Raw genomic sequence first — 12,994 nt, 5'->3', positions numbered from 1 at the left:
GCAAACCCATGGATGAACGACGCCGACCTTTCTCATACGAATTCCTTTAGTTTAGCCGTAACCACCAGGCCCAGATCTTCCAAGACCAAAGACACCTTATTGCCCCCTATATACCGTACTACGGCATCCCGCCCCTTTAAGGGGCCCTTTTCGATGACGGTCTTGGTACCGGGCTTCCACTTCGCATAGGCCACATCGTCTACCTTGTCCTCTTCTACCCATTCCTTGAGCACCTTCATCTCCCCTTCCCTTACTACGGCCGGCCTGCCCAACCAAAAGAGGTAGCGCAGCACTCCCGGAACCGCAAAGGCACGGTTGCGCTCCTTTTCGGTACACTTAAGGAACACGTACGATTTGATCAGGGGAACCTCAACGGTCTTTTTGCGGTCGCTCCATATACGCACCTCCCTTACCAAGGGGCAGTATACCTGCATTCCTTGTTTTCGCAAGCTTTCCACGACCTTTTTTTCATAGCCGGCCCTTACCTGTAAGACATACCATTTTTCCATATCAATAGGCCTTGGCTTCTCCCGCAAATACGTTGCGCATGGTACTAAAGATAATGTGCAGGTCGAGGGAGAGCGTCCATTTTTCAATGTAGAGCACGTCCAAACGGATGCGGTTAAGAATGTCGCTCTTTCTTTCCACTTCACCCCGGTAGCCCCGAATTTGGGCCAGGCCTGTGATACCGGGCTTTACAAAATGGCGTACCAGATACTTATCTACCGAACCCTGGTAGTCCTCCGTATGCAATTCCATATGCGGGCGTGGCCCTACCACGCTCATATCGCCCAAAAACACATTGATGAACTGGGGCAGCTCGTCGATACTGGTCTTTCTGATAAACTTGCCGATCTTGGTGACCCGCATATCGTTTTTGGTGGCCATTTTGGAATCGGATTCGGCATTGGGCGCCATCGACCTGAACTTGTAGCACCAAAAAACCCTCTTTTTATAGCCGTGCCGCTTTTGCCTAAAAAACAAAGGTCCGGGCGACTCCGCCTTGATCAACACGTACATAAGGGGCACCAGCCACGACAGTACGAAGACAATGACCAAGGATGAAAAGAACAAATCGAACATGCGCTTTACGATTTTGGCATAGTCGGTATCCAAGGGTTGCCTACGGAAATTCAACACGGGAATCTCATCGAACATTTCCAAGGTCATCGCCCGGGTAAAGACCTCCTTGTTATCAGGGATTACCTTGAGCTTGATCATGTTGTTATCGGCAAAATCGATAAGGCGCTGCAGCTCCTTTTGCGAAAACTTGGAGGCCATACAGTAAATCTCGTCAATGCTGTTCTTGGCCACATAATCAAAGGCGTCCTTTACCTTTCCCAAATAAGTGGGGCTTTTGGAGGGACTGTCGTCAAAGAAGCCCTTGTAGCGGTAGCCGAGGTAGGGGTCGTCAAAGACCTTTCTAATTTTTTTCAGGTTTTTGTCCCGGCCAATGGCCAATACATTGACAAAGTTCCCCCCGTGAAACCGGTACCTTCTGATTGCCCAGTAAAAGAAAATGCGGTAGAGGGTAAGCAAAAGAAAGATTACCAACAAGACCTCTACATGGAACAGGGTCGACCCCTTGGCGGTATTGCTGAAGCCGAAAATGGCGAAATAGCACAGCCCGAACAAGGTGTACAGGTTCAGCATCTTGTGTATGTTGGTAAAAAAGGTCTCCTTTCGCTTGGTGGGATAGAAATCGAGGGCGTTGGTGATCAACAGCCACGAAAAATTGTAGTACAGGGCATTGAGGTTCTGCGTATAGGTATCGGGGGTCAAAAGATACAATGTTCCGTTGATGATGATCAAGTGAACAACGATCGATATCGGTATTATTAAAGAAGAACCTTTTATGCTCATTCAACAGTTTTTTATAAGACACCTTCCTTAACCACAAAGACTGCCCTTTGTAGAACAAAAGTTGCCCGCGTTGGCAAAAAGCGGGCACCCCACTTTATCACCGGCCCATCCCAAGCATGATCCATCCAACAACAAAAAGCACAACAAGCCTAGAATCAATACGGTATTTACACCTAAAAAGACCATCGTTTTGATTTTTTTACCCAAGGCCACCGATACTTTTGATTGGCTAAAAATAAGACTATTTCAGAAGTTAAAAAGCGGCCTTGACCAGGTCGACCAATGCTGGTGTCACCTAAAATATATAATCCAAAGTGCAACTCCAACTATGTTGAATAATCGACGATCAACCGCTGTCAAAAATTTGGAAAAGTGCAATTTGGGCATACGGGGCACCCATAAAAATTAACAAACCTTTAACAAACCTTTAACCTGTACAACAAGGGCTCACTTTGTGATTTTCAAGGAAGTATCGTCCCTTCTTCTTAAAACAAAACCTTGTTTCTACGACAACGTTTGAAAGCAAGACCGATATACGCCCTTGGGCCATTTGGTTCGACATTCTTATTTTTTGTATATTCATGGCCGTCACCCCCCTGTCAATTTATCGATCAGACCGTGATTTTGCTACACGTGCATCGTTTTTTGTATTTCATCTAGTATTTTGTAAAAATTGACCCCCTACCCTTACTTTCGTTCTTGTAAACACGTTTAACCATTATAAATCAAAATCCGCAATAAGCGGTTTGTCAGAATTTACCAGCCCGACCAGTAAAGGATGATTTAACCGAAACAGACCAAACCACATGACAAACGACTCAAAAAAAATCTTAGTAACAGGGGTAGCCGGCTTTCTGGGCTCGAACCTCTTGGGCAAACTTCTTAGGGAAGGCCATCAAGTTATCGGTATCGACAACCTTTCGATGGGCCGAATGGAGAACATTCACGAATACCTGACCCACGATCGGTTCCGGTTTATCGAGAAAGACATCCTAGACCAGACGACCTTTCAGGGAATCGACAGCGACATCGACGTGATCGTCCACTTGGCCGCCTTTAAGATCCCGAGGTACGGCAATGCCGTGGACACTTTAAAAATCAATACCAAAGGCAGTGAGAACATGCTGGAGCTGGCCCGCCGCCTCGATTGCAAGTTCGTACTCGCCTCTACCTCCGACGTATACGGAATGAACCCCGACCTGCCCTTTGTCGAAGACGGCAACTGCGTGATCGGCGATTCGAAGGTACCCCGCTGGGGCTACGCCGTATCGAAACTCTACGACGAACACCTTTCCCTGGCCTATATGGAAGACTACGGCATACCCGTCGTCCTGCTGCGGTTTTTCGGTTCGTACGGCCCCAACCAACACCTATCTTGGTGGGGCGGACCACAGTCGGTCTTCATCGATTGCATTTTGAACAACAAGGAAATTCCCATTCACGGCGACGGACTCCAAACCCGTACCTTTACCTATGTAGACGATACCGTCGAAGGCATCTATGCCGCCACGGTAAAACCGGAGGCTAACGGCGAAATATTCAACATCGGGGCCAATGAGGAGATCACCATCCTCGAACTGGCCCAAATGCTCAAGGAAATCGCGGGCGAACCCTGCAATTCGACCATTAAGCTGATTCCCTACAACGAAATTTCAGCGGGCCGCAAATACCAAGACGTCATGCGCAGGGTACCCGATACCTCCAAAGCGGAACGCATACTGGGCGTCAAGGCCAAAACCTCGATGAGGGAGGGTCTTAAACGCACCTTCGAATGGCAAAAACGAGTTACTTCAACAAAGGTAGAGGCATCATGAAGATAGGCATCGTGGGAGGCGGTTTCATGGGACTGACATTGGCCCATGAGATCGCAAAGAACAATGCCACCGTAAAAGTTTTTGAAAGCGACCGACAAATGGGCGGCCTGTCTACCCACGAAGATTATGGCATCTTCACATGGGACAGGTTCTACCATGTGATCTTGCCCACCGATACCTTTTTGATCGAACTGATCGAAGACCTGGGCATTGGCGACCAATTGTGCTGGAGGCGTTCGTATACGGGCTACTACGTTCAAAAAAAGTTCTACTCCATCAGCAGCTCCAAGGAATTCTTGCTTTTTCCCGCCCTGAACCTATGGGACAAGGCCATGCTGGCCTTTACCATTTTCTACGGATCCAAGATCAAGGATTGGAAAAAACTGGAAAAGATCACGGTAAAGGACTGGCTGATCAAGATGGGCGGAAGGCGCACCTATGAAAAATTCTGGTCGCCCCTGCTCCTGGCCAAGCTGGGCGAAAACCACGAAAAAGTGTCGGCCGTCTTTATATGGACCTATATCAAACGACTCTTCAAGGCCCGCAGTTCGGCCGCCCAGAAAGAGCATATGGGCTATGTGCAAGGCGGCTACAAGACCGTTTTCGACGCCCTGCAAAAATCACTGGGCGAAAAGGGTTCGGAAGTTGCACTGAACTGTACGGTGGAAGCGATCCAACCCGGCCCAAATGGCGGCGTGATCATCACCAACAACGGTGTAGAGGAATATTTCGACAAGGTAATCGCAACCACCCCCTTGAACGTGATCGAAAAGATTGCGGACCCCGCCCTGTTCGAGGCTTCCAAAACCGACGTTCCGGTCGAATATCTTGGGGTCATCTGCCTGGTACTCGTAACCGAAACCTCACTGTCGCCCTACTACGTACTGAACATCGCCGATAAGGAAATTCCCTTTACAGGGGTAATCGGCATGAGCTCGCTGGTAGACCCCGACCAAACGGCCGGCAAACACCTGACGTATTTTCCCAAGTATATCAGCGGAAACGATCCTTTCTGGAAAAAATCGGACGAGGAACTCAAGTCCATTTTCCTCGAAGGCGTAGCGCGGCTCTATCCCGACTTCGACCCCAAGACGATCGTTTCGGCCCATGTTCACAAGGCCTATAGGGTACAGCCCCTACAGGTACTGAACTATTCGGAAAACATACCGGAGATAAAAACAAAAAACAAGGATTTTTACGTGCTCAACACCTCGCAGTTCGTCAACGACACCCTGAACAACAATTCGGTGGCGGGCCACGTAAAACGATTTATGGAAGGCTTTAAAAAAGAGCTTGAACAAGAATGAAGTTGAAATTTTTTAAAACCCTAAGATGAGCAAACCCTATTTGAGTCTTTCACTGGATATGGACAACCAGTGGTCTTATATGAAAATACACGGGGAAGAGGGATGGGAAGACTACCCCTCTTACCTCGATATCTTTGTGCCCCACGTATTGGAGGTTTTGGACGAACTGAATTTGAAGATCACGTTCTTTATCGTCGGACAGGATGCGGCCTTCGAAAAGAACCACAAATACCTGAAGCAAATTGCCGACGCGGGCCACGATATAGCCAACCATTCGTTCAAACACGAGACATGGCTCCACCTGTACACCAAGGAGGAAATGAAGGCCGAGATCGACACGGCACACGACATCATACACAAGGTAACGGGCAAGGCCCCCACCGGATTTAGGGGACCGGGCTTTAGCTGGAGCGGCACCTTATTGGAGGTATTGGCCGAAAAGGGCTATGCCTACGACGCCTCTACCCTGCCCACCGTTATCGGCCCCTTGGCCCGGCTGTACTATTTCAGTACCTCGAACCTTTCGAAGGAGGAAAAGGAAGACCGAAAGGAAATCTTCGGAAAATTCTCCGACGGTTTTCGAAGGCTCAAGCCCTATTACTGGAAAACAAAAAACGACCAAAAACTAATCGAGCTGCCGGTGACCACCATGCCCGTGTTCAGGATTCCCTTTCACCTGAGCTACCTGATCTATATCAGCAACATCTCGACCCCCTTGATGATGCTCTACCTGAACATCGCCATTTTTTTATGCAAGGTCACCAAGACCGAGCCCAGCTTTTTGCTGCATCCGCTCGACCTGATCGGCGGCGACCAGATTTCGAGTCTGGCCTTCTTCCCCGGCATGAACGTGTCGAGCGAACGCAAGGTGTTCATCTTTAAGAAAGTGATGAAAAAATTGGCCAAGCATTTTACCCTGACCGATATGAACGGCCATGTGGCGAAGATCAAGGAAGAAAAAATGCTCAAAACGGTTAACGTACCCAAATAAAAGCGAGGTTACTTTGTTCGTCCCCAAGAAGTATCTCTTCAGCGATATTCCAATACAATGCCGGTATATTTTTCCTAATTTTGTCTTAATAGGATCCTATTATACCGCATAAAAAAACGGTAAGAACTTCCCCCTTTTAAAACCGAATCAAACATGGTAGCAGCAGATATAAGCAAGGCCGACCCCAAAAAGCCACTTGTCACCCTCATATTGCCCGCATTTAACGAGGAAGCGATCATCGAAACAAATATTGCGACCCTCTACGGTTATCTCGATACGCTAAACGAGCGTTATGATTGGGAAGTGCTGATCATAAACGACGGGAGTACGGACCGTACGGGCGAATTGGCCGACGGCCTCGCCCAAACCTACCCCAACCTGACGGCACACCACCATATCGTCAATCGAAACCTGGGCAATGCGCTGCGAACTGGCTTTAGGAACAGCCACGGCGACTATGTGATCGTACTGGACATCGACTTGAGTTACGCCCCCGAACACGTGGGCCAGCTTTTGGCCGAAATCACCGAGACCCAATCCGACATGGTCATCGCATCCCCCTATATGAAGGGAGGCAAAAACACGGCCGTACCGCGTTTGCGGCTTTTGCTCAGTAAAACGGTTAACCGCATGATGCGGGCCGCCTCGAGACTTGACATCTGTACCTTTACCGGTATGGTACGCGCCTATAAAGGCGAATTTATCCGTTCGCTCAATACCAAATCGAGTACCTTCGATATCAATTCCGAAATTTTGCTCAAGGCCTATATCTTAAGGGCAAGGGTAACCGAGATCCCGGCCCACCTCGATTGGTCGGCACAGCGCGAACTGGGCAAGGCCCGGACCTCGAGCCTTAGGATCGTAATGGGTATTTTCAACGGACTTGCCAACAGTTTCATCTTTAGGCCCTACATGTTCTTCTGGATACTGGGTACCTTTGTCTTCTTGCTTTCCATCTATATCATTGTATGGATATTTATCAATACCTACTACGCCTACCCCATGACCGCGGAACTGGCCCAGGGCTTCGAAGACCGTTTTTCACTGGCGGTGGCCGACGTGTTCAGACAGCGCCCCTACTCCTTTATTGTCGGTGGAATAACCATGATCATTTCGATCCAACTCTTGGGACTGGGCTTTATCTCCCTGCAGAAGAAACGGTATTTTGACGAGTTGTTTCATTTGAACTCCCAAATCTTAAAAAAAACCATACAGAACCAACGCCCTAACCATGTATAAAACCCAGATTCGACCAAAACGTTTATTCAAGGTACTACTGCCTTTATTTCTACTTTTAAGCCTTGCTATACTATCAAGACCCTCGACTTATTCAACCCGTACCATAGCAGATGAAAATCATTTTTATACCCACGCCAAAAACATTACCCAAGGCTTTTATGCCGATGCCACCAACCCCAATATTCTAGACGGTCCGGGTTATCCGATTTTGCTATCCGTTCCGATTGCGCTCGACATCCCGTTTTTTTACATGCGCCTGGTCAACATCCTGTTCTTGTCCTTGGCCGCCGTATACCTCTTATTGATTTTGCGGAGGTACGTTCCCGACAGACCGGCCTTGGTGTTGACCTATTTGTTCGGTCTTTATCCGCCCCTACTGCGGTGGGCCAACCTGATGTATGCCGAATCGTTGATGATGTTATTGCTGATTGGGTTCTGTTATCATTTTATCGCCTGGTACCATAAGGAAGGCAAGTACAAAAGACACTTTGTGATCGCCCTCTTCCTACTGGGCTACTTGGCCTTGACCAAGATTATATTCGCCTACGTCATACTCGCCGCCTTGTCGCTCTGCCTAACTACCCTCTTTTGGAAAAGGACCTATAAGGCCTATCGACTCAAAGGGCTTACCTTTATTTTGTTAGGGGCGATGGCCGTGTTGAGTCCCTATGTTATACATAACTATCAACTAACGGGCAAGTTTTTCTACTTGGGCACCCATGGGGGCATTACCCTCTATTCGCGGGCCACGCCCTTTGAAAACGAATGGGGCAATTGGTTTTCAGGACGGCATGTCTTGAACGGTGATACGCCTACAGGACGTGGTGAGGTCGTGGCGAACATGGATGTACTAAAGAAAAACCACGAAGCCCTTTTTAGCAGTATAGACTCGCTTACCTGGATCGAAAAAGATAGTATTCTAAAAGCGAAGGCTATCGAAAACATGAAAAAGCACCCAAAAAAATACCTCAAAAACACGATAGCCAACGTGTCGCGTATTTTCTTTCATTTCCCATTCTCCTATCGCTTGCAAAACCTGGATACCCTAGGCTATTTGATTCCGAACATATTTATCGTGGTCTTGGCCCTTTTGGGCATTTACCCTGCCGTGACCCGGTTTAGGACGATCCCGAAAGAACTGGTCGTGCTTATGGCGATCAGTCTTATCTACCTAGGCGGCCATACCCTGTTGGACGGCAGGGGGCGCTACCTGATCCCCGTTGTACCGATATGGCTCTGCTTCTATGCCTTTGTATATTTTCGGATACTCAGCATCAAAATCAATAAGCCCAAAGAAATCGGTAGCCCTTGAAACAGAATTGAGGCCTAATTTAATAAAATCAGGGCAACTACATAGTCGACACTATTTCGGTATCGTCAATGTTATGTCTTCGACCTTGCTTAAAAAGCCAGGCCCATAAAAGTTCTTGGATAAGGTGACTATTTTTGCCCCCTAGCCCCTTAAAACTGCTAATCGGGCTCCACCAAATTGTAGGCATCCTTTCCGTAGTCGGTATCCCCGGGCTGTCGCATAATGGTCCGCAAGGTACCTATGGAGGTATTCAATTCGGTTATGCCCCGTGCAGCGGAAGCTTCCACATTCTCTTTGTCCTTCCAACGCCATTTATAGATTCCCAGCTTCCAGTATCCGCCATATGGTCGTTGGGAATATACCGTTCTTTCATTTCTATCATACACCTTTACCCCGTTTATCCACACCCTGAACTTTCCAGAGCTTCCATCTCCCCACACCATGTGGATCACTATTTTCAGGGTCTGTCCAGATCTAGGTACAATACCTGTTGGCACATACGCACGATAATCGCCCCGCGCCGCATTATTTACGACAAAAAGTTCCCCTACAGCGTTACTATTTCGATTAAAGTTAGTTGGCCCCAATTGAAGATTGGTCATAGGCTCACTAGGACTACTGAAACTACCATGGGTCTGCCATAGAATCCAAGGTAGCTCATCCGCCTTATAGCCGCTTTCGAACTTATAATCAAAGCCCCACCATTGTTCGGTACCGATGGGGTAATCGACATCGGCCGGGTGCTCCCGTATTTCGGCCCTATAGTTATAGTCGCCACACGATGAGGGAGCATCGGGGGTAGTCGGATTTACCTTAAAGCGAAGACGGCTGCCCGATTTGGTAACCATTCCGTCGTTGCAATGGCTGCTGATAAAGAGTTCGTGGTCGCTAAAGAAACCACCGCTCGGAACACTTGTATTGTTCCAGCACCAGACCTTGGCGCCACTTTGATCCGCAGGACCGCTACCGGTGCCGCAAGGCAAGTTTCCCTGTGACACACTCTCGTTGACCTCAATGGTAAGGGAGGCCGTATCTTGAAGCCCCTCTTCATCGCTTACCGTAAGCTTTACCGTATAGGTTCCCGGATTGTTGAAGGTATGGGAAGGATCGGTGCTTGAGGAGGTTCCGTCACCAAAATCCCAAAAATAGCTTACGATACCCTTATCGTCGCTGGAGTTCCCTCCGGTAAAATCGACCTTTAGGGGGGCCTCGCCCGAAAGCACACTGGCCGAAGCCTTGGCATCAGGGGCCTCGTTCGCCGGTGCATTGACGGTAATGGTAAGGCGCTCCGTATCTTTTAGGCCCTCTTCATCGACCACTTCCAACTCCACCGAATAGGTTCCAGGTGTATCGAAGGTGTGCTTGGGATCGGCCTCCGTAGAAGTCGATCCGTCGTCAAAATCCCACTTGTAGCCGGTAACCGCGTTATCATCCGTTGAATTGCTGCCCGTAAAACGGATTTCGGCCGGGGCCTCGCCCGTTTGGGTATTGGCAGAGGGTTTTGATACCGGGGCTTCGTTCTCGGGTTCCTCGGCGGTTATCGATACGCTCGCCTTATCGGTAAGTCCTTCTTCATCGGTTACGGTAAGTTCGACCGAATAGGTTCCGGCCTCGGTAAAGGTGTGCACGGGGTCGGCCGAGCTTGAGGTCTTTCCATCCTTAAAGTTCCATGCATAGCTCTTGATACCGTGATCATCACTCGAACCGCTACCCGTAAAACGAACCTCCAAGGGTACCTCGCCCGACTTTTTATTGGTACCTATCTTTGCCGTGGGCGCCTCATTTTCGGGAGCCGAAACCTCAACAACAACCTGATCCGAAGCGGAAAGTCCCTCTTCGTCCCTTACCTGCAATACGACCTCATAGGTTCCGGCCTCGGTAAAGGTGTGCTCCGGATTTTGGGATGTAGCGGTTTGGCCGTCCTTAAAGTCCCACTGGTACGAAACCACGGCTTTGTCATCCGACGAATTGCCCCCGTTAAAGTTAACTTTCAAGGGCAGGGACCCCTTGTTGGGCGTGGCACTGGCAACGGCTATCGGCGCCTCGTTGGCCGGACTTACCGGAGGTGTAGGCTCCTCTTCAATGGGCTCCTCCTCGACAGGCTCTTCTTCGACAGGGTCTTCCTCTTCTACGGGATTCTCTTCCTCAACGGGCCCTTCCTCGACAGGGTCTTCCTCGACAGGCTCCTCCACAATAGGATCTTCCTCCACGGTTTCTTCCTCGACAGGCTCCCCATCAACGGGTTCTTCTTCCTTGGTTTCCTCTTGGGCAGGTTCTTCCTCAACAGGTGTCTCGTCCACCGTTTCTTCCCCTATAGGTTCTTCTTCCCTGGTTTCCTCTTGGGCGGGCTCTTCCTCGACAAGTGTCTCGTCCACTGTCTCTTCTTCCCCATTGGGATCTTCGCCATTTCCTTCGGTAAGGCCGAGACTTTCCAAATCCAGTATTTCCGTTCCAACGGGCACCTCGTAAGACACGACCAACTTGCTCCCTCCCTTATCGCTTTCCTTTGAGGCGAAGGCCAAGTCGTCCCCGTCCTTATGATCCAATACAAGGCTGGTATACCCCGGTTCTATGCCCAAGGTATCCAAGGGAATCCGCACTTCGGTATTTACGCGGTATGGTTGATCCACACTGCCCAAGGCGACTCCCATATCGGGTGCCGAGGCTTCGGAAAGGCTGTCTTCCGTCCAATCGTTCGACTCCCCTTTGAACACGATAATTTCGCCGTCCCCGTCATCCGTAGTCACGACAAACTCCAAATTGGCCTCGACGATGATTCCACCGATGGAGTCCAAGGGGCTTAAATCAAACATAAGGTAACTCGTTCTACGACCTTCCTCCAAGCGAACAAGCGACTGGTCGTAGCCTTTTCCGTTTTGCAGATAGGCATCTTGGATTGCGCTAAATACGGCTACACGGGTTTCATATTCGATCTTATCGCCGGTACCCTCGTCCTCGTTTAAGGCTTCACCTTCCTCCTCCGTAATGTCCGAAGGATCTTCGGCGTCTTCCCCCGACTCAACGAGTTCCGGGGCATCCTTGTCCAATACGGCTTCCCGCAGGGTGTCGACATCCTTGCTACAGGACAAAATCATCAAAAAAGTAATGATAATAAAGTATAGGCGATTGGCCAAGGTATTAGTTTGGCGTATTTTCATAAGTAGTGCTTTCTGGGGAGTTCAACGACTTAAAATTATGCCGCTATATACGGCATTAGTTGCTCAAATGGTCGACAAACAACCCAAATAATCGACGAAATGCACTTAACTTTAACGTTTGGTATACCTATAACAAGATGAGTTCCAGTTTTTCACTTATAAAAAGGGAGCATTAACCTGACCCCCGATTCGGCCTAGGGGTGTCTTATTCTCGGGGATCCCTGTGGAAGGCTTAATCGGAAACCACCAGCGAATAGGCGTCGGTACCGTAATCGGCATCGCCCGGTCGGCGCATAATGGTACGCAGGGTACCGATCGAAGTATTCAGTTCCGATATGTTTCTTTCCGAAGAGGCCCTTACATTTTCATCCAATTTCCAGCGCCACTTATAAATCCCTATTTTCCAATAGCCACCGTAAGGCTTTTCGGAATAGACCGTGCGTTCCTGTTTTTTGTAGACCTGCTTTCCATCGACCCATACCTCGTAGAGGCCGTTGCTTTCGTCGCCCCAGACCAAGTGGATAACGATCTTTAGGGTCTGGCCGGCCTTGGGTACAATTCCTACCGGGGTAAACTTTCTACCGGTCACCGGGGTATTGTTGACGACAAACAACTCACCTACCGGGTTGACATTGCCCTCAAAGTTTGTCGGCCCAAGTTGTAAGTTGGTCATGGGACTAGAAGGGTTGCTAAAGCTGCCGTGGGTCTGCCAAAGTATCCAAGGTAATTCATCGGCCACATAATCATCACCGAATTTATAATCGAAGCCCCACCACTGTTCGGTACCTATGGGATAGTCGACATCCGAAGGATGCTCCCGTATCTCGGCCCTATAGTTATAATCCCCACAGGACGAAGGAGCCTCCGGGGTGGTCGGGTTCACCTTAAAGTAAAGTCGCCCATCGGTCGCCTTGACCATACCAGGGCTGCAATGATTGCTTATAAACAATTTATGGTCGTCGAAAAAACCCTCGTCGGGCACGGAAACATCGTCCCAACACCATACCTTGGCCCCACTTTCATCGGCCGCCTTACTACCCGTGGAACACGGAAGGTTGGGAATATCCGGAAGCCGGGAGGTATCGTCCCGCTCTTGATCCACGGAATCGGTTTCCGTGGCAGGTATATTTATTGACGATACGCTTACAGGATCATCGGACGTTACAATCGCATCTTGCTGCACGTCCTCATCGGAACATGAAAATGAAAGCGCAAAGAAAAGAGCCAATACTACTACCATTTGAATTTTATAACACCTAACGCATACGTTTTCCATAATGTAAGATTTGGAGACAACAGGATTCCCAATC

At 49.1% G+C, this 12,994-nt stretch carries 9 protein-coding genes; 5 read left to right on the top strand and 4 right to left on the bottom strand.

What is annotated here, in order from left to right; translation table 11 throughout:
* Window positions 1–32: 32 nt before the first annotated feature.
* Both BUB37_RS15295 and BUB37_RS15290 read right to left on the bottom strand, forming a co-directional pair.
* A complete protein-coding gene (locus BUB37_RS15295; protein ID WP_072994699.1) occupies window positions 33–509 on the bottom strand; it encodes a UpxY family transcription antiterminator in 477 nt (158 codons plus the stop codon).
* 1 nt (window position 510) lies between these two features.
* The gene (locus BUB37_RS15290) at window positions 511–1,863 is read right to left on the bottom strand and encodes an undecaprenyl-phosphate glucose phosphotransferase (RefSeq protein WP_072994698.1); all 1,353 of its coding nucleotides are present in this window, start codon (window positions 1,861–1,863) and stop codon (window positions 511–513) included.
* Window positions 1,864–2,669: 806 nt separating this feature from the next.
* On the opposite strand from BUB37_RS15290, the gene BUB37_RS15280 reads away from it, so the two are divergent.
* The 5 genes from BUB37_RS15280 to BUB37_RS15260 all read left to right on the top strand — a co-directional run bounded on the left by BUB37_RS15280 (window position 2,670) and on the right by BUB37_RS15260 (window position 8,526).
* On the top strand, window positions 2,670–3,677 hold the full coding sequence (locus BUB37_RS15280) for an NAD-dependent epimerase/dehydratase family protein (protein WP_072994696.1): 1,008 nt from the start codon (window positions 2,670–2,672) through the stop codon (window positions 3,675–3,677).
* Window positions 3,635–4,984, top strand: a complete 1,350-nt coding sequence (locus BUB37_RS15275; RefSeq protein WP_212635303.1) for an NAD(P)/FAD-dependent oxidoreductase — start codon at window positions 3,635–3,637, stop codon at window positions 4,982–4,984. Before BUB37_RS15280 ends, BUB37_RS15275 begins: the two co-directional genes overlap by 43 nt.
* A 25-nt stretch (window positions 4,985–5,009) precedes the next feature.
* Window positions 5,010–5,975 carry a polysaccharide deacetylase family protein gene (locus tag BUB37_RS15270; RefSeq protein WP_072994694.1) on the top strand — a complete coding sequence of 322 codons (966 nt, stop codon included), beginning with the start codon at window positions 5,010–5,012 and terminating at the stop codon, window positions 5,973–5,975.
* Window positions 5,976–6,128: 153 nt separating this feature from the next.
* Window positions 6,129–7,214 (top strand): glycosyltransferase family 2 protein, encoded by a 1,086-nt coding sequence (locus tag BUB37_RS15265; protein WP_072994693.1) that lies wholly within the window; start codon window positions 6,129–6,131, stop codon window positions 7,212–7,214.
* On the top strand, window positions 7,207–8,526 hold the full coding sequence (locus BUB37_RS15260; RefSeq protein WP_072994692.1) for a glycosyltransferase family protein: 1,320 nt from the start codon (window positions 7,207–7,209) through the stop codon (window positions 8,524–8,526). Before BUB37_RS15265 ends, BUB37_RS15260 begins: the two co-directional genes overlap by 8 nt.
* 158 nt (window positions 8,527–8,684) lie before the next feature.
* On the opposite strand, the gene BUB37_RS15255 is transcribed toward BUB37_RS15260, so the two are convergent.
* Entirely contained in the window at window positions 8,685–11,684 is a 3,000-nt protein-coding gene (locus BUB37_RS15255) for a PKD domain-containing protein (protein WP_072994691.1), read from the bottom strand.
* Between the two features lie 232 nt (window positions 11,685–11,916).
* Window positions 11,917–12,924, bottom strand: a complete 1,008-nt coding sequence (locus BUB37_RS15250; protein WP_170863175.1) for a heparin lyase I family protein — start codon at window positions 12,922–12,924, stop codon at window positions 11,917–11,919.
* Between the last annotated feature and the right edge of the window lie 70 nt (window positions 12,925–12,994).

Source organism: Pseudozobellia thermophila, from assembly GCF_900141855.1.
Classification (GTDB): Bacteria; Bacteroidota; Bacteroidia; order Flavobacteriales; family Flavobacteriaceae; genus Pseudozobellia; species Pseudozobellia thermophila.
Note: the sequence above shows the minus strand (reverse complement) of the source record. Positions and strands in the feature narration are given on the sequence as shown.